Origin of the sequence: Halocalculus aciditolerans (assembly GCF_014647475.1) — an archaeon.
GTDB lineage: Archaea > Halobacteriota > Halobacteria > Halobacteriales > Halobacteriaceae > Halocalculus > Halocalculus aciditolerans.
This window is the reverse complement of record NZ_BMPG01000001.1, coordinates 272,378-294,237: the sequence shown is the minus strand read 5'-3', so window position 1 is coordinate 294,237 and position 21,860 is coordinate 272,378. Positions and strand designations below refer to the sequence as shown.

General features: G+C 68.2%; 26 protein-coding genes. 16 read left to right on the top strand and 10 right to left on the bottom strand.

The annotated features are described in order from the left end of the window. Positions 1 to 40 precede the first annotated feature (40 nt). Positions 41 to 769, top strand: coding sequence for a 1-(5-phosphoribosyl)-5-[(5-phosphoribosylamino)methylideneamino]imidazole-4-carboxamide isomerase (hisA, locus tag IEY26_RS01440; RefSeq protein ID WP_188975112.1), 729 nt, complete (start codon positions 41 to 43; stop codon positions 767 to 769). 263 nt (positions 770 to 1,032) lie between these two features. After that, positions 1,033 to 1,620 (top strand): imidazoleglycerol-phosphate dehydratase HisB, encoded by a 588-nt coding sequence (gene hisB / locus IEY26_RS01435; RefSeq protein WP_188975110.1) that lies wholly within the window; start codon positions 1,033 to 1,035, stop codon positions 1,618 to 1,620. A gap of 305 nt (positions 1,621 to 1,925) precedes the next feature. Here the strand turns inward: hisB and IEY26_RS01430 are convergent, their stop codons facing one another. Beyond that, on the bottom strand, positions 1,926 to 2,789 hold the full coding sequence (locus IEY26_RS01430) for a hypothetical protein (protein WP_188975108.1): 864 nt from the start codon (positions 2,787 to 2,789) through the stop codon (positions 1,926 to 1,928). Between the two features lie 109 nt (positions 2,790 to 2,898). Here IEY26_RS01430 and IEY26_RS01425 point away from each other — a divergent pair, with 109 nt between their 5' ends. From IEY26_RS01425 to IEY26_RS01410, 4 genes are read left to right on the top strand one after another with little or no spacing between them, the layout of a single operon-like run. Next, the gene (locus tag IEY26_RS01425; RefSeq protein ID WP_229773882.1) at positions 2,899 to 3,933 is read left to right on the top strand and encodes a zinc-binding dehydrogenase; all 1,035 of its coding nucleotides are present in this window, start codon (positions 2,899 to 2,901) and stop codon (positions 3,931 to 3,933) included. Between the two features lie 49 nt (positions 3,934 to 3,982). After that, a complete protein-coding gene (locus tag IEY26_RS01420) occupies positions 3,983 to 4,486 on the top strand; it encodes an ACT domain-containing protein (RefSeq protein ID WP_188975106.1) in 504 nt (167 codons plus the stop codon). Then, positions 4,486 to 5,109, top strand: coding sequence for an IMPACT family protein (locus IEY26_RS01415; RefSeq protein ID WP_188975104.1), 624 nt, complete (start codon positions 4,486 to 4,488; stop codon positions 5,107 to 5,109). Before IEY26_RS01420 ends, IEY26_RS01415 begins: the two co-directional genes overlap by 1 nt. A gap of 51 nt (positions 5,110 to 5,160) precedes the next feature. Beyond that, positions 5,161 to 5,868: an SDR family NAD(P)-dependent oxidoreductase gene (locus IEY26_RS01410; RefSeq protein ID WP_188975102.1), complete on the top strand. Its 708-nt coding sequence runs from the start codon at positions 5,161 to 5,163 to the stop codon at positions 5,866 to 5,868. 90 nt (positions 5,869 to 5,958) lie between these two features. Here the strand turns inward: IEY26_RS01410 and IEY26_RS01405 are convergent, their stop codons facing one another. Genes IEY26_RS01405 through IEY26_RS01395 form a run of 3 tightly spaced genes read right to left on the bottom strand, consistent with a single transcriptional unit; the run spans position 5,959 to position 8,864 of the window. Further along, positions 5,959 to 6,795, bottom strand: a complete 837-nt coding sequence (locus IEY26_RS01405; protein ID WP_188975100.1) for an ABC transporter permease — start codon at positions 6,793 to 6,795, stop codon at positions 5,959 to 5,961. A gap of 1 nt (position 6,796) precedes the next feature. Beyond that, the gene (locus tag IEY26_RS01400) at positions 6,797 to 7,726 is read right to left on the bottom strand and encodes an ABC transporter permease (RefSeq protein ID WP_188975098.1); all 930 of its coding nucleotides are present in this window, start codon (positions 7,724 to 7,726) and stop codon (positions 6,797 to 6,799) included. A gap of 7 nt (positions 7,727 to 7,733) precedes the next feature. Continuing rightward, the gene (locus tag IEY26_RS01395; protein ID WP_188975096.1) at positions 7,734 to 8,864 is read right to left on the bottom strand and encodes an ABC transporter substrate-binding protein; all 1,131 of its coding nucleotides are present in this window, start codon (positions 8,862 to 8,864) and stop codon (positions 7,734 to 7,736) included. A gap of 142 nt (positions 8,865 to 9,006) precedes the next feature. Here IEY26_RS01395 and IEY26_RS01390 point away from each other — a divergent pair, with 142 nt between their 5' ends. From IEY26_RS01390 to IEY26_RS01380, 3 genes are all read left to right on the top strand, one after another. After that, entirely contained in the window at positions 9,007 to 10,062 is a 1,056-nt protein-coding gene (locus IEY26_RS01390; protein ID WP_188975094.1) for an ABC transporter ATP-binding protein, read from the top strand. 130 nt (positions 10,063 to 10,192) lie between these two features. Next, entirely contained in the window at positions 10,193 to 11,383 is a 1,191-nt protein-coding gene (locus tag IEY26_RS01385; protein WP_188975092.1) for an aminotransferase-like domain-containing protein, read from the top strand. A 47-nt stretch (positions 11,384 to 11,430) separates the two neighbouring features. Then, positions 11,431 to 13,506: a S9 family peptidase gene (locus IEY26_RS01380; protein ID WP_188975090.1), complete on the top strand. Its 2,076-nt coding sequence runs from the start codon at positions 11,431 to 11,433 to the stop codon at positions 13,504 to 13,506. 150 nt (positions 13,507 to 13,656) lie between these two features. On the opposite strand, the gene IEY26_RS01375 is transcribed toward IEY26_RS01380, so the two are convergent. From IEY26_RS01375 to upp, 4 genes are all read right to left on the bottom strand, one after another. Then, positions 13,657 to 13,995, bottom strand: a complete 339-nt coding sequence (locus IEY26_RS01375; RefSeq protein WP_188975088.1) for a hypothetical protein — start codon at positions 13,993 to 13,995, stop codon at positions 13,657 to 13,659. A gap of 211 nt (positions 13,996 to 14,206) precedes the next feature. Then, positions 14,207 to 14,419 (bottom strand): DUF7569 family protein, encoded by a 213-nt coding sequence (locus IEY26_RS01370; protein WP_188975086.1) that lies wholly within the window; start codon positions 14,417 to 14,419, stop codon positions 14,207 to 14,209. Between the two features lie 123 nt (positions 14,420 to 14,542). Continuing rightward, positions 14,543 to 14,947 (bottom strand): hypothetical protein, encoded by a 405-nt coding sequence (locus IEY26_RS01365; RefSeq protein ID WP_188975084.1) that lies wholly within the window; start codon positions 14,945 to 14,947, stop codon positions 14,543 to 14,545. A 43-nt stretch (positions 14,948 to 14,990) separates the two neighbouring features. Further along, positions 14,991 to 15,668, bottom strand: coding sequence for a uracil phosphoribosyltransferase (upp, locus tag IEY26_RS01360; protein ID WP_188975082.1), 678 nt, complete (start codon positions 15,666 to 15,668; stop codon positions 14,991 to 14,993). A gap of 70 nt (positions 15,669 to 15,738) precedes the next feature. On the opposite strand from upp, the gene IEY26_RS01355 reads away from it, so the two are divergent. From IEY26_RS01355 to IEY26_RS01335, 5 genes are all read left to right on the top strand, one after another. After that, entirely contained in the window at positions 15,739 to 16,074 is a 336-nt protein-coding gene (locus IEY26_RS01355) for a hypothetical protein (RefSeq protein WP_188975080.1), read from the top strand. 43 nt (positions 16,075 to 16,117) lie between these two features. Further along, a complete protein-coding gene (locus IEY26_RS01350; protein ID WP_188975078.1) occupies positions 16,118 to 16,525 on the top strand; it encodes an SRPBCC family protein in 408 nt (135 codons plus the stop codon). Between the two features lie 66 nt (positions 16,526 to 16,591). Further along, complete coding sequence (locus IEY26_RS01345; protein ID WP_188975076.1) at positions 16,592 to 16,885, top strand: hypothetical protein; 294 nt, start codon at positions 16,592 to 16,594, stop codon at positions 16,883 to 16,885. Then, entirely contained in the window at positions 16,885 to 17,862 is a 978-nt protein-coding gene (locus tag IEY26_RS01340) for an ArsA family ATPase (protein ID WP_188975074.1), read from the top strand. Before IEY26_RS01345 ends, IEY26_RS01340 begins: the two co-directional genes overlap by 1 nt. A gap of 153 nt (positions 17,863 to 18,015) precedes the next feature. Continuing rightward, positions 18,016 to 19,743 (top strand): carbon starvation CstA family protein, encoded by a 1,728-nt coding sequence (locus IEY26_RS01335; RefSeq protein ID WP_188975072.1) that lies wholly within the window; start codon positions 18,016 to 18,018, stop codon positions 19,741 to 19,743. 25 nt (positions 19,744 to 19,768) lie between these two features. Here IEY26_RS01335 and IEY26_RS01330 read toward each other — a convergent pair whose 3' ends face one another. Together IEY26_RS01330 and IEY26_RS01325 are read right to left on the bottom strand one after the other, a co-directional pair. Further along, the gene (locus IEY26_RS01330) at positions 19,769 to 20,389 is read right to left on the bottom strand and encodes a hypothetical protein (RefSeq protein WP_188975069.1); all 621 of its coding nucleotides are present in this window, start codon (positions 20,387 to 20,389) and stop codon (positions 19,769 to 19,771) included. Further along, on the bottom strand, positions 20,389 to 20,763 hold the full coding sequence (locus IEY26_RS01325) for a cupin domain-containing protein (RefSeq protein WP_188975067.1): 375 nt from the start codon (positions 20,761 to 20,763) through the stop codon (positions 20,389 to 20,391). The genes IEY26_RS01330 and IEY26_RS01325 overlap by 1 nt, the downstream gene beginning before the upstream one ends. A gap of 114 nt (positions 20,764 to 20,877) precedes the next feature. Here IEY26_RS01325 and IEY26_RS01320 point away from each other — a divergent pair, with 114 nt between their 5' ends. Together IEY26_RS01320 and IEY26_RS01315 are read left to right on the top strand one after the other, a co-directional pair. Beyond that, positions 20,878 to 21,087, top strand: coding sequence for a hypothetical protein (locus IEY26_RS01320; RefSeq protein ID WP_188975065.1), 210 nt, complete (start codon positions 20,878 to 20,880; stop codon positions 21,085 to 21,087). Between the two features lie 47 nt (positions 21,088 to 21,134). After that, the gene (locus IEY26_RS01315) at positions 21,135 to 21,812 is read left to right on the top strand and encodes a DUF5828 family protein (RefSeq protein ID WP_188975063.1); all 678 of its coding nucleotides are present in this window, start codon (positions 21,135 to 21,137) and stop codon (positions 21,810 to 21,812) included. The last annotated feature ends 48 nt before the right edge of the window (positions 21,813 to 21,860 follow it).

The following is a 21,860-nucleotide window of genomic DNA, read 5'->3' as shown; positions in this document are numbered from 1 at the left end:
GGGCGGAAGTCTTAGGCGCGCGACCCGCCGATGGGTGAGTATGTTCGATTCGTTCGAGGTCGTGCCGGCGGTGGACGTACAGGACGGGGAGGCCGTCCAGCTCGTCGGCGGGGAGCGAGGGACGGAGACGCGGTACGGCGACCCCGTGGACGCCGCCGAGGGCTGGGTGGACGAGGGCGCGGAGACGCTACACCTCGTCGATCTCGATGGTGCGTTCGAGGGCGAGCGGCAGAACGCCGACGCCATCGACGCCATCGTCGACGCCGTGGACGTGGACGTGCAGGTCGGCGGCGGCATCCGGACGGCGGACGAAGCCCGCGAGCTCCTCGACCGCGGCGTGGACCGCGTCATCCTCGGGACGGCCGCGGTCGAAAACCCCGAGCTCGTCGAGGAGATCAGCGAAGACTACCCCGACGGCGTGCTCGTCGGACTGGACGCGAAGGACGGCGAAGTCGTCGTCTCCGGCTGGACGGAAGGCACGGGCCTCGACCCCGCCGAGGCCGCCGAACGCTATCAGGACCTCGGCGCGGCGGGCATCCTCTTCACCGACGTCGACGTCGAAGGCACGGAAGACGGCGTGCGCACCGACGTCGTCGAGCGCGTCGTCGACGCCGTCGACATCCCCGTCGTCGCCTCCGGCGGCGTCGCCACCGTCCGCGACATCATCGACCTCCGCGACGCCGGCGCGGCCGCCGTCGTCGTCGGCACCGCCCTCTACGAGGGCGCGTTCACCCTCGGAAGCGCCATGGACGCCCTCGACGACTCCTAAGCGCGCGACCACCGATTCTTGCCGCCGACTCGACCACCCGCCAGCGATAGCCAGCCGACCAACCGCCAGCGACAGCCGGCCGACCAGCCGCAAGCGACAGCGCATCGACCAACCGCCGTGGGTGGGTCTCGAAGGGGCGGGGGCTTCAGTAGCATCGAAAACACGTACAGCGGTGAGAGCCGCGGTCCCGAGAAGCCCAGATAGATCGAACACGACTCCAGCGAACCGAATCACCAAGTAGGCTGGCGGCCGCACCACAAGGCATGACTGAGAGAACGGCGGCGGTGTCGCGGGAGACGGCGGAGACGGAGATTCAGGTGACGCTCGACCTCGACGGCGACGGCGAGTCGACCGTGGAGACGGGTGTCGGGTTCTTCGACCACATGCTGGACGCGTTCGCGAAGCACGGGCTGTTCGACCTCACCGTTCGCTGCGACGGCGACCTCGATATCGACGACCACCACACGGTCGAGGACGTGGGAATCTGCGTCGGCGAGGCGTTCGCGGAGGCGCTCGGCGACAAACGCGGCATCGTCCGGTTCGCCGACCGCCGCGTCCCCCTCGACGAAGCCGTGGCGTCGGTCGTTCTCGACGTCTCCGGTCGGCCGCTCTACGAGTTTTCAGGTGACTTCAGCCAGGAGACCGTCGGCGGGCTCACGAGCGTGATGGCCGCGCACTTCTTCCGCTCCTTCGCGCACGCCGCCGACGTCACTCTCCACTGCGAAATCGACGGACAGAACGCCCACCACGAAATCGAGGCGCTGTTCAAGGGCGTCGCACGCACGCTCGACGACGCCACCCGCATCGACGACCGCCGCAGCGACACGCCGAGCACGAAAGGCGAACTCTAGCGAGCCCTAAACCGGCGCGAAGCGCCGGTTTACCCCTTGCAGATTCCCACCCGTTTCCGCGGGCGGACGCAGACGGGCGACCTGACGGCCGCCCGCGTCATCACGGAGCTCAGGCCCGCGGAACAGCACGAGGGGCGTCCTAGAGGAGTTCCGAGTTGCGAGAAGGGAGAACGGGGTTACCAGGAATTAGTTCGCGCGGTAGCGTTCAATTTTGAGGGCGGGGGGTAGGCGTAGGCGGCGGAGGCGGTGAGGATGGCGGTTGGTCGCGGCGGCGGAGAGCGGAAGCCGGTCGAGGAACCCGCGGGCTACGGCGCGCGCAGGCCGCCGCCCGTTTCTTCTAAGTCGCCGGTCTGCAGCGCGGCGTCGACGGCGTTCTCGAACTCCGCTTTGTCGAGGGCGTAGGCGTTCATCGCGAGCGCGCGGAGGTCGCCGCGGGACATCGTCCCCTCGCGGTTCGAGAGGAGGCGCACGACCTTCCGGTAGCCCTTCGTCCGACCGCCGGACGAGGACGACGAACGACCAGAGGACGCACGACCGGACGACGCGTCCCCCGGTCGCGCGTCGCCTCCATCACCGCTCTCGCCTCCGCGGTCTTCCCGCTCCGCGACGTACTCGGCGACCGTGACGTCCGACTCGCGCACGCTCCCGGGTTCTTCGACGTCACGGACGGCGTCGGTGGGGTCGTCGCCGCTCGCGTCGCCCGGCGACTCGGTCTCCGTCAGTTCGGCCGCCGGCTCGCGCTTCGACTGCCGGCGTCGGCGCTCCGAACGGTCGGCCTCGCGGCTCCGGGACGACGCGGAGCGCGAAGACCGCGAACTAGCCGACCGCGGCTCATCCGACTGGGACTCCCCGGACCGCGAACCGCCCGCTGTCGAGTCGCCCGACTGCGACCCCCCGGACTGAGAGTCGCCCGCCCGCGATGCGCTCGGGGAGTCGTCCGCGGAGTCGTCGCTCGTGCCGTGGGACGGCCAGTCGTGGTCGCCGTCGGCGTCGGCCGCCTGGAGGCGCGCGATGAACGGTTCGAGGAGTCCCCGGAGTTCGTCGCGGCAGGACGCGCAGAGCGCGTACCGGCGTTGTTCGTCCTCGCTCGGGTCGAGTTCCGGCGGCATCGACTCGAACACGCCGACGGCGTCCGCCCCGCAGAAGTCGCAAGAGCGCACTTGGTGCATGGGCCGGGCTTGGAGCGCGAGTAACTTAGCGACTAGGGCGGACGCGAAGAAACGGCAGTGACCGCCGGCCCGCCGGCTTTTACCTCCGCGGCGGCCGTGGCATCGGGCGATGAGCGGACGCGAACTCCCGGAGACGATGGACGCACAGGTCATCCGCGAGCACGGCGGCCCGGACGCCTTCGAGCCGGCAGAGCTCGACGTCCCCGACGTCGAGCCGAATCACGTGCTCGTCGAGGTCGCGGCGACGAGCGTGAACCCCGTGGACACGAAAATCCGCAGCGGGGCGGCGGCCGACCTCGGCCCCGACCTCCCGGCGGTCCTCCACGGCGACGTCGCGGGGACGGTCGTCGCGGTCGGCGCGGGCGTCGACGACTTCGCCGTCGGCGACGAGGTCTACGGCTGTCCGGGCGGCGTCGCGGGCACGGGCGGCGCGCTCGCCGAGTACGCCCTCGCGGACGCCGCCAGCCTCGCGCACAAACCCGACTCGCTCACGATGCGCGAAGCGGCGGCGCTCCCGCTCGTCACTATCACCGCGTGGGACGGCCTCGTCACGCGCGCGGACGTCGCGCCCGGCGACGACGTGCTCGTCCACGGGGGGTCCGGCGGCGTCGGCCACGTCGCCGTCCAGCTCGCCGCCCGCGAAGGCGGCATCGTCCACGCCACCGCGTCCGACGAGCCGAAGCGCGACCTCGCGCGGAACCTCGGCGCGCAGTACGCCTTCGACTACCACCGCGACGTCGCGGACTACGTCGAGGAGTACACGGACGGCCGCGGGTTCGACGTCGTCTTCGACCCGGTCGGCGCGGGCGCGGGCACGCTCGAAGGGTCGTTCGACGCGGCGTCCCTGAAAGGCCACGTCGTCACGACCGTCGCGCGCGGCGACGTCGCCCTCGACGCGACCCACACGAAGGGGCTGAGCGTCGACGTCGTCTTCATGCTCATCCCGCTCCTCCACGACGACCACGACGGCCGGCGCTACCACCGCGACATCCTCCGGCGCGCCGCCAGCCTCGTCGACGACGGCGACCTCCGCCCGCTCCTCGACACCGAGACGTACGGCCTCGATGAGATCTCCGAGGCGCACCGACGTCTGGAGGCGGGCGAGCACGTCGGAAAAATCGTCGTCGACGTCGCGGGCGAGTAGGCGGCAACCCCACAGCGTTTTACGGTGGGCGTCGAAGCAGAGACGAGAGATGTTCGAGGACATCATGCGGAAGTTCGAGGGGAGTCCGGGCCAGCAGGCGGTGATTCGACTCCTGCTCGAACGCGGCTTTTCGGTGAGCGACGAGGGGCGGGTGGTGTCCGGCGGCATCGAGATCCCGGACACGCAGGTCGCGCGCGAGGTCGGCGTCGACCGCCGCGTCGTGGACTCGACGACGGACGCAATCTTGGAGGACGAGGAGCTCAGGCGCATCTTCCAGAACATCAGTCAGATTCCGAGCCTGATGGACCTCGCGCCCGTCCTCGACTTGAACGTCATCACCATCGCGGTCCACGACGCCGACGACCCCGGCATCGTCGCGAAGGTCACGGGCGTGCTCGCGGACCACGGCATCAGCATCCGGCAGACCATCAGCGAGGACCCGGAGTTCACGGACGAACCCCGCCTCTACCTCGTGACGGACGAGGAACTCCCCGGCGACGTCGTGACGGAGCTGATGGGGCTTCCCTTCGTGCGCTCGGTCGAGCTCTCCTGATGGCCGAATCGTATCTGACTGTCTCCGGCCCCGGCCGCGCGTCGTTCGAGGTCCGCGGCTCCGAGTTCATCGGGCACGTCCGGCACGCCGCGACGACCGACGAAGCCGAGGCGTTCGTCGACGCCGTCTGCGACGAACACGTCGACGCGACGCACAACGTCCCCGCGTATCGCGTTCGAATCGACTCCAACGGCCCCACCGACTCCGTCCTCCTCCGCGAGTATTCGAGCGACGACGGCGAACCCTCGGGGTCAGCCGGCAAGCCGATGCTGAACGTCCTCCAAGGCCAAGAGCTGGAGAACGTCGTCGCGGTCGTCACCCGCTACTACGGCGGTACGAACCTCGGCGTCGGCGGCCTCGTGCGCGCCTACGGGAAAGCCGTCAAGGACGCCGTCGCCGACACCGACGTCGTCGAAGAAGTCCCGAAAGAGCGCTTCACGGCGACCGTCGAATACGACGACTCCGGGACCGTTCGCGGCATTCTGGAGTCCGCCGACTGCGAGTTCGACGCCGACTACGCCGAAACCGTCTCCTTCGCTGTCACCGTCCCCCGTGCGGACGCGAGCGCGCTCCGCGAACGCCTCCGGAACGCCACGAGCGGCCGCGTCGAACTCGGCGGCTGATGCGTCGCCGTCGGGGGAAACGCGTTTGGTGCGACCGGGTGAACGGGGAGTATGACACTCGACGGCGAGACGGTCGTAGTGACGGGTGCGAGTCGCGGGCTGGGCGCGGCGGTCGCGCGGGCGTTCGGGTCGCTCGGCGCGCACGTCGCGATGTGCGCGCGGTCGGCTGAGGACCTCGACTGGGTGGCGGCGGACGTCATTGAGGCAGGCGGGTCGGCGACGACCGTGCGCGCGGACGTCCGCGACGAGTACGACGTAGAGTTGTTCGCTGAGCGCGCCGCGCGGGAGGGCGAGAGCGCGTCGGTTCGCGTCGTCGTCGCGAACGCCGGTGTCGCGCACGGCACGCCCGGCGACACGCCGCTCGGCGAGTCGTCCTACGCGGCGTTCGACGACACGCTCCGGACGAACGTCCGCGGCGTGCACGCGACGATTCGCGAGTGCCTCCCGCACCTCACCGGGGACGCGCGCGTGCTCGTCCCGTCCGGGAGCGTCGCCGACGAGGCACAGCCGGGCTACGGCGCGTACGCCGTGTCGAAGGCCGCCGCGGAAGCCGTCGTCCGCCAGTACGCCGCCGAACGCCCCGAAGTCTACGGTGTGCTCCGCCCGGGCGTGCTCGCCACTGACCTCACCGACGGCGCGGGCCGCGACCCCGCCGACGCCGCCGACATGGTCGCGTGGGCCGCCACCGACGCCGACCCCGACGCCATCGACGGACGGACGACCGACCTGAGAGCGTGGAAGCGGGCGACGCGGGACTAATCGGGCGAAAAGGGCGGCGGGAGCGGGAGGTGAGAAGGGCGGAGAGCGGAGAAGAGCGTGTGAGAACGGTGGGAGGAGCGGAGAGGAGCGCTATTCGTCGTCCTCGTTGCCGGCGACGTAGCCGCTGACGTTGCCGGCGTTCATCGCGACGGCGAGGACGACGGCGATGGCGAAGACGATGAGCGTGGAGATGGCGTTCATCTTCGGCGCGGAGCCGTACTTGATCATGCTGAACATCGCGGTGGTGAGGACGTCGAAGCTCCCCTTGACGAAGTAGACGCGGATGAAGTCCTCGAAGGAGCGAATCCACGCGAAGAGGAAGCCCGCGGCCACCGACGGCGCGATGATCGGGAGCGTGACCTCACGGAAGGTCTCCAGTCGGTCGCTCCCGAGGTCGCGCGCGGCCTCTTCGAGGCTCCGGTCGAAGGAGTAGAGGCGGGCAGTAACCGGGAGGAGGACGAACGGGAGGCCGTAGACGCTGTGCGTGAGGATGACCGTGAGGTAGCTCGTGCCGAGGCCGACGACCGTCCGGAAGAAGATGAGGAGGGCGATACCGAGGACGATGCCGGGGATGACCATCGGGAGGATGGCGAACGTCCGGTAGCCCTCCTTGAACGGGAAGTCGAAGCGCGCGAGGCCGAACGCGGCGAGCACGCCGAGGACGGTGGCGATGACCGCGGAGATAGTCGCGATCTGGACGCTCACGGAGACGGAGCGCAGGAGGCCGTCGTCGGCGAGCGTCGCGGTGTAGTTCGCGAGCGTGAACCCCTGGAAGGGGAAGATGGTGCTCGCGTTCTCCGCGAACGAGAGGACGCCCATGACGAGGAGCGGCGTCCAGAGGAACACCATCGTGAGGGCGGCCGTCCCGTAGAGGCCGTACTTCAGCGCGCGTTCGCGCGTCGACGGCGAGAGAGCGGCGGTGCTCATCTCAGATCCCCCCGAGGTCTTCGACGCTCACGTACCTGAAGGCGAGGAGGAACGCGACGACGATGGAGATGACGATGAACATCGACGCGGCGCTCCCGTAGTCGATGGCGTACTGTGAGGTGATGCGGAGTTCGATGAGCTGTCCGATCATCTGGACTTTCCCCTGGCCGAGGAACTTCGGCGTGATGAACGCGCCGAGGCTCGGGACGAAGACGAAGAGCCCGCCGCTGATGATTCCGGGGAGGGTGAGCGGGACGACGACGTCCTTGAGGGCGTCGATGCGGCTGCCGCCGAGGTCGCGGGCGGCCTCGACGAGCGAGAAGTCGATGCCGTCGAGGCTCGCGTAGAGCGAGAGGAGCATGTAGGGGAAGTAGGCGTGCACGAGGCCGACGACGATGGCGAGCTGGCCGTAGCCGAAGAGGGCGACGGGGCTGCTCACGACGCCGAGTTTCAAGAGCGTGCTGTTGATGACGCCGTGCGGGCCGAACATGAGGTACCACGAGTAGGCGCGCACGAGGTACATCGTGAAGAACGGGAGGAGGACGAGAAAGATGACGACCTTGAAGGTGCGGCCGCCGCGCGTCGCGAGCAGGTAGGCGAGCGGGAACGCGCCGACGAGGCAGAGCACGGTCGTCACGGCGGCGAGCTTGTAGGAGAGGATGAGCGACTGGAAGAACGCGGTCTCCCAGAACGGCCCGTCGCCGGCGAAGAGCGCGCCGTAGTTCGAGAGCGTCGGGCTCCCCCAGATAATCTGGTAGGCGTCGTTCACCTGCAGGAAGCTCACCGTCACCATGAACATGATGGGGGCGAGCAGCAGGAGGACGAGCCAGACGACGCTCGGCCCGAGCGTCACGGAGAGGCGGGAGCGCCGCGTCTCGAACGCGCCGAGTAGCTGCTGGCGGAGCGACCGGGAGGAGGTTTCAGAAGACATGTGTGGCCTACGCGGACTTGATCTCTTCCCACGCGCTCAGCCACGCGTCCTCGTTCTCGACGGATTTGAACGGAATCATGTCTTCGAGGCGCGACGGCTTGATAGCGCCGTACATGTCGTTCTGCTCGCTCGTGAGGTGTTCTTGCGTGTTCGGGTTGCAGGACGGCGAGTAGCCGGCCTGGGCGAGTTTCGCGCCGAGTTTCGGCGCGATGAACTGGTTGACGACCTGCCACGCGAGGTCCTTGTTCTCGGACTTCTTGGAGACGACGGCGGACTCGAACCACGCGAGCGACCCCTCTTTCGGCGTCGCCATCTTCGGCCAGTCCGTGCCGTTCGTCCACATCTCGACGATCTCGTTCCGCCCGGACTGCCCGAGTTCGAAGTTCCCCTGCTTGAAGGACTTGATGTAGGAGGGGTCGGCGGCGATGTACCCCTGGAGGATGTCCTTCTGCTCGACCATCGTCTGTTTCACGTCGTCGATCTGTGACTGGGAGAGCGTGACTTTGTCCCCGGAGAAGGCGTCGCCGTAGCCGAGGTAGAGGGCGGCGGCGCTCATCGCCTTGAAGTGGTTGTCGTACATGATGAGGCTACCGGAGAGGTCGGTGCCCGTGTACTCGGGCTCGAAGAGCGCCGCGTAGGACTCCTCGTGGTCGGGGACGTTCTCGCTGTTGTAGGAGTAGCCGTACCAGCCGAAGCGGACGGGGACGCCGTAGAGGTCGCCGCCGGACGTGAACTGCTGGTCGGCGAACTGGTGGAACTGGTCGTAGAGCGCGTCGTAGTTCCCGACGGTGTCTTCGGGGACGGGCGCGACGAGGTCCGCCTCCATCATCTTCGGGACGTAGTTGTTGTTCGGGACGGCGATGTCGTACTGGGAGTCCTTCCCCGCCTGCCACGAGGAGAACATCTTCGACGACGACGTCGACTTCGTGAACTCGACGGTGACGTCGAGGTTCGACTCGATCTCGTCTTTGAGCCCCGCGTACTCCTCCCAGGTCAGGATGTTGATGGTGTTCCCGCCACCGCCGCCGCCGCCGCCACCGATACAGCCGGCGAGTCCCGTGAGGCCGGCCGCGCCGGCCGCGCCAGTCGCTTTCAGGAAGCTGCGGCGGTTCGCGAGTCCACTGTCATCGGATGCCATGGCCCGCAGTATCTCACCCTCCGGCAAAAAAATACCGGAAAATTGCAACGATATCCGACATCGAGACACAACAGGATGACGTGTTACCAGATAGCCACGATATTCCCCAACAATTTAGACAGTCCATGCGATACGGGAGACCATGTCAGGCAGCGCCGAGGCCCTCGTCGAACTCGACGGCGTCCGGAAAGAGTACGGCGACGTCACCGCCGTCGACGGTATCGACTTCACCATCCGCCGCGGCGAGTTCTTCTCGCTCGTCGGTCCGTCGGGATGTGGGAAGACGACGACGCTCCGAATGATTTCGGGATTCGAGCGCCCGACGGCCGGCACGGTCCAGCTCAACGGCGCGGACGCCGCGGACGTCCCGCCGAACGAGCGCGACACGAACCTCGTCTTCCAGCACCTCTCGCTCTTCCCGCACATGACCGTCGGGGAGAACGTCGAGTACGGCCTGAAGAAGTCGGGCGTCGACGCCGACGCGCGGACGGAGAAGTCGAAGGAGTACCTCTCGCTCGTCGACCTCGACGGCTACTACGAACGGAAGCCGAACGAGCTCTCCGGGGGGCAACAACAGCGCGTCGCGCTCGCCCGCGCGCTCGTGAACGAGCCGAACGTCCTCCTCTTCGACGAGCCGCTGTCGAGCCTCGACCGGAAGCTCAGGAAGCAGATGCAGGTCGAGCTCCGACAGATTCACGAGCAGGTCGACGGGTCGTTCTTCTACGTCACGCACGACCAGGAGGTCGCGATGACGCTCTCCGACCGGATGGCCGTCCTGAACGAGGGGCGCGTCGAGCAGGTCGGGCCGCCCGAGGAGATCTACCGGGAGCCGGCGAGCCCGTTCGTCGCGGACTTCATCGGCGACACGAACCTCGTGAACGGGACCGTGAACGATGGGACGGTGCGCGTCGGCGGCGACGACGGGTTCGCCGTAGACGACGGCGCGGACGCGGACGGCGACGTCACGGTCTCCATCCGCCCGGAGGACATCGACGTGGTGGAGACGGACTGGGACTTCGCGGGCGAGGTCGTGGACCGCTACTTCCAGGGCGACCAGACGCAGTACGTCGTCGAACCGGCCGGCGAGGGGCTGGGCGAGCTGACGGTCGTGATGCAGGGCCGGCAGACGCCGGTCGAGCAGGGCGAGACCGGACACTTCCGCGTGCAGTCGGACGCCGCGGTCGTCTTCGACGAGTAGGTCGGGATTCCGCTGCCCGTAGCGTTATGCCGGTCGGCGGCCGCTAGCTGAACGTGTTCGAGAGTGCTGCGGCGACGGCCCGCGAGCGACCCCGAGTCCGGGCGAGCGCCGCGACGACGGGTGGTCGGTGATGGTGACGCACTTGTTCGCGGACGGAATCGAGGACGCGAGTGACGACGAAGACGAGGAGGGGTGGGCGTCCGTCTCTGCGGCGGACGCGATCGACCTCCGATACGGGTTCCCGTTCCCCGAGTCGCTGCCGAACGAGGGGCTGGTCGCCGCAGCCGAAGCGGTGTTCGAGGCGGAGGGCGACGTCGCGCTCCAGTATCTGGGCGGGGAGTACGCGGACCGACTGGACGGGGTTATCGCGGCGCGAGAGCGCGAGCGCGGAGTCGCGTGTGAGGCGGAGAACGTCGCGGTGACGAGCGGGTCGACGCACGCCATCGACCTCGTCTGCCGGGTGTTCCTCGACCCGGGCGACGTCGTGTTCACGGAAGCGCCGACGTTCATGGCGGTCCTCGACCGGTTCGAAGACCGCGGCGCGGCCGTCGCGGGGCTGCCCGTGGACGAGAACGGCCTGGACGTCGAGGCGGTGGCGGACGAGTTGGCGGCGCGGGAGGCGCGCGGCGAGCCGCTGCCGAAGCTCCTCTACACGATTCCGACGTTCCACAATCCGACGGGGACGACGCTCCCCGCGGCGCGGCGTCGGCGGCTCCTCGACCTCGCCGCGCAGTACGATTTCGTCGTGCTGGAGGGCGACGCGTACGGCGATCTCCGGTACGACGGGGAGCGGGTGCCGCCGCTCGCGGCGCTCGACGAGGCGGGGCGGGTCGTGCGCGTGAGCACGTTCTCGAAGACCATCGCGCCGGGCGTGCGGACGGGGTGGGTGGTCGCGGACGACGCCGTCGTCGCGCGGGTCGACCGGCTGAACGCCGGCGGCGTGAACCGCTTCACGAAGGCGGTGGTGAGCCGGTACGTCGCCGACGGCGGGTTCGAAGCAGCGCTTGACGGACTCCGGGCGTCGTACGCGCGGCGGCGCGACCGGCTGCTGGACGCGCTCGACGGACACCTGCCGGAGGCGACGTGGAGCGAGCCGGACGGCGGCTTCTTCGTCTGGGTGACGCTCCCAGAGGACCTCGACAGCGCGGCGCTCCTCCCGGACGCCGTCGACGAGGGCGTGGCGTACCTGCCGGGCGCGCACTTCTCCCCCGCGAAAGAGGAATCGTCGAGCCTGCGGCTCGCGTTCAGTCACGCGCCGCCGGACGACATCGAGCGGGGGGTGGCGGCGCTGGCGCGGGCGACGCGCGCGGCGACCGAGTAGGGTTTCGAAACGAAATCTCTTTGCGGGCGTCTCGCAACCGACTCCGCATGCAACGAGTTCGTGCGAGCGACTACCACGATATCGCGAAGGCGAGCGACCCGCGGGTGAGCCCAGACGGAGAGCGCGTGGCGTTCGTCCGGCAGGTTCCCGACGACGAGGAGTCCTCCGAGCGGACGATTTACGTGGCGCGCATCGGCGGCGAGGAGCCGCGGCGGTTCTCCGTCGCCGAGGGGAGCGACGGCGAGCCGCGGTGGAGCCCGGACGGCGAGACGCTGGCGTTCGTCTCCGACCGCGGCGAAGAGACAGACCGCCCGCAACTCCACCTCCTCCCCACTCGCGGCGGGGAGGCCGAAGTCGCGACGGACGTCGTCGGCGGCGTGTCGCAGGTCGCGTGGAGCCCGGACGGCGAGCGAATCGCGTTCGTCCAGGAGGTCCGCCCGGAGGAGCGCGAGGCGGACTACGACCTCGCGCTCGGCGACGCGGAGTACGAACGAGAAGCACCTGACCCGCGGGTCATCGACCGGCACGTCTACCGCGCCGGCGCGCGGTACTTCGACGGCACGCGGAGTCAGCTCTACCTCCTCGACGTGGAGGGCGGCGACGTCGAGCGGGTGACGGACGCCGAGGCGGACCACGGGACGCCGACGTGGGGCGACAGCGAGACGCTCTACTACAGCGTGAAACGCGGGCGGGACGCGGACGACACGCTCGACGTCGACGTGGACGCGTACGACGTCGAAGCGGGCGAAGCGGAGACCGTCACGACGACGACCGGCTGGGGGACGACGCTGGCGGCGACCGACCGCCACGTCGCCTACCTGCGCACGCCGAAAGACGGGTTCTCGATGCGCTCCGCGGACATCGAAGTCATGGACACCGAGAGCGGAGAGACGTGGCTCCTCACCGAGGAGTTCGACCGGACGGTCTCCCCGATGCGCCTCGCCTTCCACCCGGACGGGAACTACCTCTACTTCGCGACGCCGGACGAGGGCGAGGTCGTCCTCCGCCGCGTGCGCGTCGGCAACCGCGGTCCCGGCCGGGACCGCGAACAGGCGAGCGGTGATAGCCGCGAGCGGGGCGGCGACGTCGAGACCGTTTTTTCTGGCGGGCACCTCGACGGGTTCGACGTCGGCCGGGACGCGGTCGCCGTGACGCGGTCCGAGTGGGACCACCCGAGCGACGTCTTCGCCGCGACGCCCGCCGGCGCGGAGGAAGTCCGCCTGACGCGACTGAACGCCGACTACCTCGACGGGCGCGCGGTGAGAGAGCCCGAAGAAGTGTGGTTCGACAACGGCGAAGGTCGAGATATTCAGGGATGGGTGCTCACGCCGCCGGATTTCGACCCGGACGAGACGTATCCGCTGGCGGTGGAGATTCACGGCGGCCCGCACGCGATGTGGAGCACGGCGGGGACGATGTGGCACGAGTTCCAGTCGCTCGCCGCCGCCGGCTACGTCGTCTTCTGGTCGAATCCCCGCGGGTCGACGGGCTATGGCGAGGCCCACGCGACGGCCATCGAGCGCGACTGGGGCGACGTCACGATGACGGACGTCATGGCCGGCGTCGAGGAGGTCGCCGCCCGCGACTACGTCGACGAATCGAACGCCTTCGTCACTGGGGGGTCCTTCGGCGGGTTCATGACCGGGTGGATCGTCGGGCACACGGACTTCTTCGCGGGCGCGGTCGCGCAGCGCGGCGTCTACGACTTCGCCTCCTTCTACGGCTCGACGGACGCGTTCAAGCTCGTCGAGGGCGACTACGGCACGACGCCGTGGGAGGAACCCGAGTTCCTCTGGGAGCAGAGCCCGGCCGCGCACGTCGACGACGTCGACACGCCGACGCTCGTCGTCCACGCCGACAACGACTACCGCGTGCCCGTGAACAACGGCGAGATGTTCTACCTCTTCCTCCGGAAGAACGGCGTCGACACCCGGCTCGTCCGTTACCCCCGCGAGGGCCACGAGCTCTCGCGCTCCGGCGAACCCGGCCACGTCGTCGACCGCATCGAGCGCATCGTCCGCTGGTTCGACGGCTACTCCGACCACTCGGACGACCCACCGGCGCTCGAACGCGGCGCGGACGAAGGGCTCCCGTCCGCCGCCGAGAGCGAGGACGACGAGTAGCAACCCCACAATAGCACTCCATACCGCTCAGAGGTGTGTTTCGTTCGGAACGCTGGGAGAAAATCACCGCGCAGTCGTGCGGTTTCGAGGGGAAGACAAGGGGTTCGTGAGGGCGGGTTCGGGCAGGCGAAACGGGGGTGCGAAAGTGGATTACCAGGCGGGGAGGAACGCGGCGGCGAGCGCGAGGACGAACGTTCCGGTGAGGGTGACGACGGCTTTGGCGACGACGGGCGGGAAGCGGCCGGCGGTGTCGTTCTCGGCGAGCCAGTTCGTGGACGCGCCGCCGTAGAGGTTCGCCTCCGCGTTCTCCCAGCGGTCGTTAAGTCCAGAGAGGGCAGTGGCGATACAGACGGCGGCGGCGAACGCGAGCGCGAGGAAGGAGAGGCTCGGTGGGAAGTCGGCGACGAACACGAGACCGGCGACCGCTCCGACGACGAGTACCGGCAGCGCGAGACCGTTGACGACCGCGACCCGAGCCAGCGAAACCATGCGTCAATTGATACGACAGAGCGTGTTAAATGCACGGGACGAACCGGATAGCGACGCGAAGCACGGTGCGGAAAACGGAACGGAGGCGGAGCAGGGCGGTGACCAGTAGGCGTGATGACGCGGGCCGCCTTCGGCGGCCCGTCTGCGTGAGCCGACGGCGGGGGTGGGACATAAAAAGGGGTGAACCGGCCTTCGGCCGGTTTAGGGCTTTTCAGTCGACGATGATGTCGTCGTCGATGGTCGTCGTCGGTTCGGGGCGTTCGGGTTGCATGTACTCTCGGTATTCCTGGATCCAGGTGGCGAAGCAGTCGGGGCAGAGGCGTTGGGTGTCGATGGCGGAGCCGTCGACGGAGAGGCGGATGGTGCGGGCGAGGGCGTTGGCCGTCGGGTCGCCGCAGTCGTCGCAGGGGTCGGTGTCGGTCATTGGGGCGTGGTACGCCGTGGGGGTACTAAAGGGGTGGCGTGGGCGGTGTGGAAGCCGGCGAAGGAGGGCGGTGGGAGAGGAACGGTGGGTGTGGAGCGGGTGGAGAAGGAGTGCGTGGGTGGGTTAGATGGCGAGGATGGCGAGCCAGGTCCAGGCGAAGGTGGCGGCGGTGGTGAGGAGGAGGCGTTTGGCGGTGTCTTGGCGGTCGGCGTCGTCGAGGGCGGGGCTGCGGGTGGGTGTGGCGGTGTCGGTGTCGGTGTCGGTGTCGGTGTCGGTGTCGGTGTTGGTGGGGCCGAACTGGGCGAAGTCGGCGAGGCGGGACCAGAGGGAGGGAGCGGTGCGGTCGTCGCGTTCGGGCTGGGTCTGGTAGGTGGAGAGGGCGTAGAGGAAGACGGCGGCGACGGGGACGGAGAACATGATGAGGGCGAAGTCGCGGGAGACGCGGAGGAGGGTGGCGGTGAGGGCGACGGCGGCGACGAGGGTGAGCGGGTAGACGAGGAAGGAGCGGACGAGGCGTCGCGAGTCCATGAGGTGTGGGTTCGGGCGCGGGACGGGGAGTGTTGTGCAGGTGTTACTGGGTGCGGAAGGCGCGGTCGCCGGCGTCGCCGAGGCCGGGGATGATGAAGCCGTCGTCGTTGAGGTAGTCGTCGATGGAGACGGTGAGGAGGTCGGCTTGGGGGAATTCGTCGGCGACGCGGAGGAGGCCAGCAGGAGCGGAGACGGCGGAGAGGACGAAGAGGTCCTCGGGGCTGGGTTGGTCGTCGAGGACGTGGTCGAGGACGGTGCACATGGTGGAGCCGGTGGCGAGCATGGGGTCGGCGATGATGACGGTGTCGTCTTCGGTGATTTCGGGGAGTTTGACGTAGTCGACGGTGATGGGGAACTCGCCGTCGTCGTTCATGCCGGCTTCTTCGTCGCGACCGGCGGAGATGACGCCCTGTTTGGCGCGCGGGAAGGCTTTGAGGAGGCCTTCGACGAAGGGGGTGGCGGCGCGCAGGACGTTGATGATGACGACGTCGTCGAGGCCTTTGACGCGCTCGCCGGTGGTCTCTTCGAGCGGGGTTTCGATGGCGACGTATTCGGTCTCCATCGCGCCGTCGATGATTTCGTAGCCGCAGATGCGGCCGAGTTTGACGAGGCCTTTGCGGAAGCCGACCTGTTCGGTGTTCTTATCGCGGATTCGGGAGAGCGTGTCCTTGGCGAGCGCGTGCGTGAGGACGTACGCGTCGTCTCGGTCCTCGATGGGCATAGTTTGATGCCGGGCGTCCGGGGGCTAAGACTTACCGATATGCTCGGCCGCGGGCTTCAATAGCGAGTGCGTGGTACCGCACCGCGTGTTCCGGAACCGCGATGGGGTTCGCGTCGAGCCCGCGCCGTTCGTGGTGATGGTGGGGACGGCGGCGCTGGTGGTGTGGCCGTTCGGGCCGCCGTACTTCCTCGCGTGGGGTGCGTCGATGCCGACCGCGGTGGGCGCGACGGCGGTCGTCTTCGGGGGCGTCGTCGCCTGGGCGTACTACCAGTGCGTGTGGACGGCGCGACCGCCGGAGGAGACGGCGGAGGTGCCCGCGGAGTGGCGGGTGGAGCGCTTCCTCATCGGCGGCGTCGCCGTCGCCGTCGTGCTCGCGGCGCTCACGGCGCTGCTCTACCTCCGGTAGCCGACCGATAACGCTTAACACGCGCCGCGGGGATAGTGGAGGCGTGCGCACCGTCGAAGTCTCCCGGTTCGTCGCCGCGCCGCCGGCGGCGGTGGGGAACGCCGTCACGGCCGAGTCGCTCGTCGCGTTCGAGGGGACGTTCTCCGTCCGAGACGTGGAGGAGCGGGAGGGCGAGTGGCTGGTCGCGGCGAGCGCGCGCGGCCTCGACGCGTCGTTTCGCGTGACGGAGACCGACGCGGGGTGGCGCGTGGAGCAGGCGGGCGGGGCGGGGCCGTTCGAGACGCTGACGACCGAGGTGTCGTGGCGAGCGGAGAACGAGGGCGCGCGGGTGACGGCGACGTCGACGGTGTCGCTCGGCCTCCCGATCGCCGCCGTCACGGACCGCATCGCGGCGTGGAAGCGCCGCGGGGAGCTGGAGCGGTTCCTCGACGCGCTCGCGGACGCGGTCTGACGCCCCTCGGCGATGTGGGTGAGAACAAGCAACACGGTTACGTAGTCGCGTCGTCCATTACGAACGATGACGATACACGAGCGGTTCGCGAAAATTCGCGAACAGACGGCGGAGGTGTTGCACGGGCTCTTCCACGGGATGATCGAGCATCCGGCGTTCGAGCAGATCGAAGACGAGGCGATGGACCAAGAGGACGCGTTCTTCTTCGCGTGTTTCGCGGACGCGTTCGGCATTCCGAGTCCCGTCTCCTACTATACGGCCGAGCTCCTCCCGTACATGGCGGAGGACTTCGAGGCGTGGGAGCGACGACTCTGGGACCACGGGAGCGTCCTCGACTGGAAGGGCCACTACCACTTCTGATGGCCGAGTTCACGTTCTTCGGCGGGAAAGGCGGCGTAGGGAAGACGACGGTGTCGAGCGCGTACGGCGTGAAGTGCGCGAACGCGGGGCGGAAGACGCTCATCGTGTCGACGGACCCGGCGCACTCGACGTCGGACGTTTTCGACCAGCAGTTCGGCGACGACCCGAGCGAGGTCGCGGGGTACGAGAATCTCTGGGCGATGGAGATCGACCCGGAAGAGGCGGTAGAAGAACACCTGATGGATATCCGCCGGCAGATGGCGAAGCAGGTGAGTCAGGTGGTGGTGAACGAGATCGACGCGCAGATCGAGATGGCGCACAACACGCCGGGGGCGTACGAGGCGGCGCTGTTCGACCGCGTCATCGAAGTGATGCGGGACGAATCGGAAGCGTTCGACCGCGTGGTCTTCGACACGTCGCCGACGGGCGGGACGCTGCGCTTGCTCTCGCTGCCGGAGTTCCTGGGCGGGTGGATCGACCGCCTCATCGAGAAGCGCGAGAAGAGCCTCGACCTCTACGAGAAGGCGGCTATCGGCGACATGAAGCCGCGGAAGACGGTCGACGACGACCCGATCATCGCGCGGTTGAACGAGCGGAAGGAGACGTTCGAGTTCGCGGGCGACGTGCTCCGGGAGGACGCGACGTTCTACCTCGTCCTGAATCCGGACGAGCTCTCGGTGGCGGAGACGCGGCGGTCCATCGATCAGCTCGGCGGCTTCGACCTCGACGTCGCGGGCGTGGTGGTGAACAAGGTCACGCCCGAGCCCGACCCGGAGGAGGACGGGAAGGGGGCGCGTTACCTGCGGACGGTGTGTGAGCGCGAGCGCGAGCGCATCCGGGAGGTCGAAGACGAGTTCCCGGTGCCGGTGGTCGCGCGCATCGAGGAGCGGACGAGCGAGGTGAAGGGCGACCTGCTCCGCGACGTCGCGGCGGAGCTCGGTATCGACGTCGCGGCGGACGCGTCCGCACCGAACTAGACCGCTGTGTGAGCGCGGCGGGCCGCTTCTGTCGGGACGCCGTGAGGTTTCGCGCGACGAGCGGCGGCGACAGCGCCAGTCGGCCTCGCTCGTGGTCGGGGAGGGAAACAGTTATTATCAATCATGTACCCACATACCACGAGGCTTAATGTCATGGTCGCAGTGATCTGGCTGGTACTCGCCGTGCTCGTCGTGTTCAGCGCGGGCTACCTGGGGTACTCGAAATACCTCTCGCAGTTCGTCGAGCTCGACGAATCGGCGGAGACACCAGCGCACAAGTACGAAGACGGTCAGGAGTACGTTCCGGCGAAGAAGCCGGTGCTCCTAGGGCATCACTATTCGAGCATCGCGGGCGGCGCACCCATCGTCGGTCCCATCACCGCGGCAGTCATCTGGGGGTGGCTGCCGGCGATTCTCTGGATCGCGATCGGGAACCCGCTCCTCGGCGCGGCGCACGACTTCCTCTCGCTCAGCGGGAGTCTGCGCCACGAGGGGAAGTCCATCGGGTACATCATCGGCGAATACGTCGGCGACGACGGGAAGAACATGCTGTTGTGGTTCGCGTTCCTCACCATCATCCTCGTCGTCGCCGTGTTCGCGTTCGTCGTCGCGCTCGTCTTCCAGCAGTATCCGAGCGCCGCGACCGCGAGCATCCTCTACATCGCGCTCGCCATCGTCTTCGGCGTCTACCTCTACCAGCTCGACCTCCCGTTCATCCCGGGAACCGTCGTCTTCGTCGCGCTGGTCTTCGTGAGCGTCTTCGTCGGGTTGGAGTACCCGATTCAGCTCACCCAGCAGCAGTGGATTCCCATCGTCTTGCTGTACTCGCTCATCGCGAGCGTCCTCCCGGTCTGGACGCTCCTCCAGCCGCGTGACTACCTCTCCTCGTTCCTGCTGTACGCGGGGGTCGGCGGCGCGCTCGTCGCCATCATCGTCGGCACGGTGATGTCGACGTCGAGCGAGGCGCTCGTCACGAACATGCCGGCGTTCACGTCCTTCGGCGGGAACGCGGAGCTCGGCGCGATGAGCCCGCTCTTCCCGATGCTCTTCGTGACCATCGCCTGCGGGACCATCAGCGGCTTCCACTCGCTCGTCTCCTCGGGGACGACGTCGAAGCAGCTGAACAAGGAGACGGACGCTCGTCTCATCGGCTACGGCGGGATGCTCGGCGAGGGCCTGCTCGCCGTCGTCGCGCTCTCCGCCGTCGCGGTCGTCGGTGTCACCGCGAGTGACGCGACGGGCGGCGTCGGCCTCGCTCTGCCGAAGTTCGCGGAGGGCGGCGGCATCTTCCTCAGCAGCCTCGGCATCCCGACGAGCTTCGGTGCGCCCTTCATGGCGCTCGTGATGGTGAGCTTCCTGCTCACTTCCACGGACACCGCGCTCCGCCTCGGCCGCTACATGTTCGAGGAGATCATCGGCACGCCGGAGACGCAGGTGGAGAAGGTCGGCGCGAACCGGTACGCGAACAGCACGTTCCAGTGCATCATCGCCTACGTCCTCATCGCGTCCGGCACGTGGACGCCGCTCTGGCAGCTCTTCGGCAGCGCGAACCAGCTCCTCGCCGCGCTCGCGCTCCTCACCGCGACCGTCTGGCTCGCGAACTGGGACAAGAGCAAACAGCTCATCAGCACGGGCGTGCCGATGGCGTTGATGACCGTCGTCACCATCTGCGCGCTCATCTACCTGGAGTTCTATCAGAACCTCTACCTCGGCCTCATCATGGGGCAGTCGAGCACCGCGGCGTGGTCGCTCATCCTGCAGATCGTCATCGGGACGGCGCTCATCATCCTCGCGCTCGCGCTCGTCCGGAAGGGGTACGCGAACATTCAGGAAGCCCGTCGCGGACGGAACGTCGCCGCTGACGGCGGCACGGAAGAGTAGCGAGGAACGCGGTTTCGTCTTTTTTTCAGCCGAAGATGGCGTCGGCGATGCGACCGAAGAGCCCGCGGTCGGGCTCGCCGAGCGGCTCCCACGTCCGGAAGGCGGCGGCGACTTCGGCCTGCTCGCTCGCGACGAAGGCGTTTTCGTCGGGGGCGACGACGGCGAGGTTCACCTCGTAGTGGCCGTAGTAGCCGTACTTGAGGAGCGTGCGGTCGCGGAATCCGTCGACGTAGGCCGCGACGTCGTCGGGGAGGCCGGGGGCGACGAGGACGAACGTGAACTCCGTGCTGTAGTGGCGTTCGTCGGCGACGATCCACTCGTCGGCGAGGCGGTGGCCGAGGTCGACGAGCGCGTCGAGGTCGTCAGTGGTTACGGCGTCGACGCGGCGCGCGAAGAGGTGTTCGTCGGTGTCGTGGTGGCCGTAGGAGAGCTTCGGGTGGAAGAAGTATTTCCGGCGTTCGAGGTCGAGTTTCCCGTAGAGTTCCCACTCGCGCCACGCGGTCTCGTAGTCGGCGAGGTCGTAGTCGCGTTCGAGGTCGTAGTGGTACTGGAGGCGTTCTGCCACCTCGTCGAAGTAGGGGTCGTCCCACTCCGGACGGGGTTCGAAGTCGGGGTCGGCGTCCGCTTCGGGGGTCGTTTCGGCCATCACTCCTCGGGGTCGTAGGGGGCGACGTCGTCGACGTTCGGCGCGCCGACGGCGACGGCTTTCGCGGGTCCGTGCGCGTCTTCGGGGACGAACGCGAAGTGCGGGCTCTGCGGTTCGGCGACGAAGATTTCGCCTTCGTCGACGTCGAACTCGCCGTCCGGTGTCTCGACGGTGAGCGTGCCGGAGACGACGTAGAAGGCCTCCTCTTGCTCGTCGTGGACGTGGTAGGCGAGGGGGATGGACTCGCCGGGGTCGGCGGTGTAGACGTTGAGCGCGAAGTTCTCGAGGCCGGCGGCGTCAGTGATGGAGCGCTGGTCGCAGGGGCGGTCGGGAGTGGGTTCGAGGTCGGCCGGGTCGATCGTGTGGTATCCCATACCTCGTCACTGGACGCGGGGGGAGAAAAGGCCACGGTCGGCGCGACGACCGCCGCGGACCGGGCGAGCGCGGCGCGCGAAAAACCCAAGTCGCCGTGCCTCTAACTGTCACGTATGGGTGTGAAGGATTCCGCGGAGGCGTGCGGGCGGTGTTCGATGTCGACCGTCGTCGACGTGACGGAGAAACGCAACCCCTTCGAGGGCGAGGACGTCATCGAGGTGGAGGAGTCGGAGCTCCGCGCGGTCTCCCGGCACGTCGTCGCGCTCGGCGAGCTCAAGGAGCGATTGAACGACTGGGCGCAGGCCGTGACGTACGGCCGATAGTGCCGAGCAACAACACGTTTACTCCCGGGGCGTATAGGGGTGAGTAGATGCAGGAGAGCGTCGCCGGGTTCAAAGAACGAGGGACGTGGACGGACGTCGTCGAGTTCGGTGAGCGCCTCGTCTACGCGCTCCGCGAGGAGGGCGTCGAGTCAGATGCACTGGAAGCGTTCGACGAGTGGCGGCCGAAAGCCCACGAGCGCTTAGAGGAGGAGGTGTCGGAGAAGACGGCGGAGCAGGCGAGCGTCGCCGAAGGGAAGGGCGAGGAGAAAGGGAAAGCGCCCGAGGACGACCTCCAGACGGCGGGCGAGCGCCTCTCTGAGTCCTACGAGAAGCTGGAGGACGACGACACGGGCGGGGCGGTGAAGAAGTGGCAGGACTCCATCGATTACGTGGCGCGAGCGGCGGACACGCTCGGGCGGAAGGCGCTCCGGAAGGTGGAGAGCACCGTCTACGAGAACGTGATGACGCAGGTCGCGCCGTACTACTTCGACAACGAGCTCGTCTCCGCGAACCTCCAGTTCGTGCGGTCGCAGGGCGAGTTCGAGTTCGAGGTGAACGTGAACGACGACGAGCTGAAGGACGCGGTGCGCGAGCGCCTCTACGACTACGAGGAGGGGGTGAACCGCTGGCACGTCGACATCGAGAAGGAGACGGAGACGGCGGAGGCGGTAGAGGGCGTCGAGCCGCCGGAGTCGCGGACGGACGCGAAGTCGACGACGAACTAGCGTTCGGAGGCCGACAGCGATTAGTTCCCGGGCGAGAAGAAGGAGAGA

What these genes read in the sequence shown, in the direction of transcription:
- hisA (WP_188975112.1), top strand. Translation starts at nt 41, where the DNA reads ATGTTCGATTCGTTCGAGGTCGTGCCGGCGGTGGACGTACAGGACGGG.
- hisB (WP_188975110.1), top strand. Translation starts at nt 1,033, where the DNA reads ATGACTGAGAGAACGGCGGCGGTGTCGCGGGAGACGGCGGAGACGGAG.
- IEY26_RS01430 (WP_188975108.1), bottom strand. Translation starts at nt 2,789, where the DNA reads ATGCACCAAGTGCGCTCTTGCGACTTCTGCGGGGCGGACGCCGTCGGC.
- IEY26_RS01425 (WP_229773882.1), top strand. Translation starts at nt 2,899, where the DNA reads ATGAGCGGACGCGAACTCCCGGAGACGATGGACGCACAGGTCATCCGC.
- IEY26_RS01420 (WP_188975106.1), top strand. Translation starts at nt 3,983, where the DNA reads ATGTTCGAGGACATCATGCGGAAGTTCGAGGGGAGTCCGGGCCAGCAG.
- IEY26_RS01415 (WP_188975104.1), top strand. Translation starts at nt 4,486, where the DNA reads ATGGCCGAATCGTATCTGACTGTCTCCGGCCCCGGCCGCGCGTCGTTC.
- IEY26_RS01410 (WP_188975102.1), top strand. Translation starts at nt 5,161, where the DNA reads ATGACACTCGACGGCGAGACGGTCGTAGTGACGGGTGCGAGTCGCGGG.
- IEY26_RS01405 (WP_188975100.1), bottom strand. Translation starts at nt 6,795, where the DNA reads ATGAGCACCGCCGCTCTCTCGCCGTCGACGCGCGAACGCGCGCTGAAG.
- IEY26_RS01400 (WP_188975098.1), bottom strand. Translation starts at nt 7,726, where the DNA reads ATGTCTTCTGAAACCTCCTCCCGGTCGCTCCGCCAGCAGCTACTCGGC.
- IEY26_RS01395 (WP_188975096.1), bottom strand. Translation starts at nt 8,864, where the DNA reads ATGGCATCCGATGACAGTGGACTCGCGAACCGCCGCAGCTTCCTGAAA.
- IEY26_RS01390 (WP_188975094.1), top strand. Translation starts at nt 9,007, where the DNA reads ATGTCAGGCAGCGCCGAGGCCCTCGTCGAACTCGACGGCGTCCGGAAA.
- IEY26_RS01385 (WP_188975092.1), top strand. Translation starts at nt 10,193, where the DNA reads ATGGTGACGCACTTGTTCGCGGACGGAATCGAGGACGCGAGTGACGAC.
- IEY26_RS01380 (WP_188975090.1), top strand. Translation starts at nt 11,431, where the DNA reads ATGCAACGAGTTCGTGCGAGCGACTACCACGATATCGCGAAGGCGAGC.
- IEY26_RS01375 (WP_188975088.1), bottom strand. Translation starts at nt 13,995, where the DNA reads ATGGTTTCGCTGGCTCGGGTCGCGGTCGTCAACGGTCTCGCGCTGCCG.
- IEY26_RS01370 (WP_188975086.1), bottom strand. Translation starts at nt 14,419, where the DNA reads ATGACCGACACCGACCCCTGCGACGACTGCGGCGACCCGACGGCCAAC.
- IEY26_RS01365 (WP_188975084.1), bottom strand. Translation starts at nt 14,947, where the DNA reads ATGGACTCGCGACGCCTCGTCCGCTCCTTCCTCGTCTACCCGCTCACC.
- upp (WP_188975082.1), bottom strand. Translation starts at nt 15,668, where the DNA reads ATGCCCATCGAGGACCGAGACGACGCGTACGTCCTCACGCACGCGCTC.
- IEY26_RS01345 (WP_188975076.1), top strand. Translation starts at nt 16,592, where the DNA reads ATGACGATACACGAGCGGTTCGCGAAAATTCGCGAACAGACGGCGGAG.
- IEY26_RS01340 (WP_188975074.1), top strand. Translation starts at nt 16,885, where the DNA reads ATGGCCGAGTTCACGTTCTTCGGCGGGAAAGGCGGCGTAGGGAAGACG.
- IEY26_RS01335 (WP_188975072.1), top strand. Translation starts at nt 18,016, where the DNA reads ATGGTCGCAGTGATCTGGCTGGTACTCGCCGTGCTCGTCGTGTTCAGC.
- IEY26_RS01330 (WP_188975069.1), bottom strand. Translation starts at nt 20,389, where the DNA reads ATGGCCGAAACGACCCCCGAAGCGGACGCCGACCCCGACTTCGAACCC.
- IEY26_RS01325 (WP_188975067.1), bottom strand. Translation starts at nt 20,763, where the DNA reads ATGGGATACCACACGATCGACCCGGCCGACCTCGAACCCACTCCCGAC.
- IEY26_RS01320 (WP_188975065.1), top strand. Translation starts at nt 20,878, where the DNA reads ATGGGTGTGAAGGATTCCGCGGAGGCGTGCGGGCGGTGTTCGATGTCG.
- IEY26_RS01315 (WP_188975063.1), top strand. Translation starts at nt 21,135, where the DNA reads ATGCAGGAGAGCGTCGCCGGGTTCAAAGAACGAGGGACGTGGACGGAC.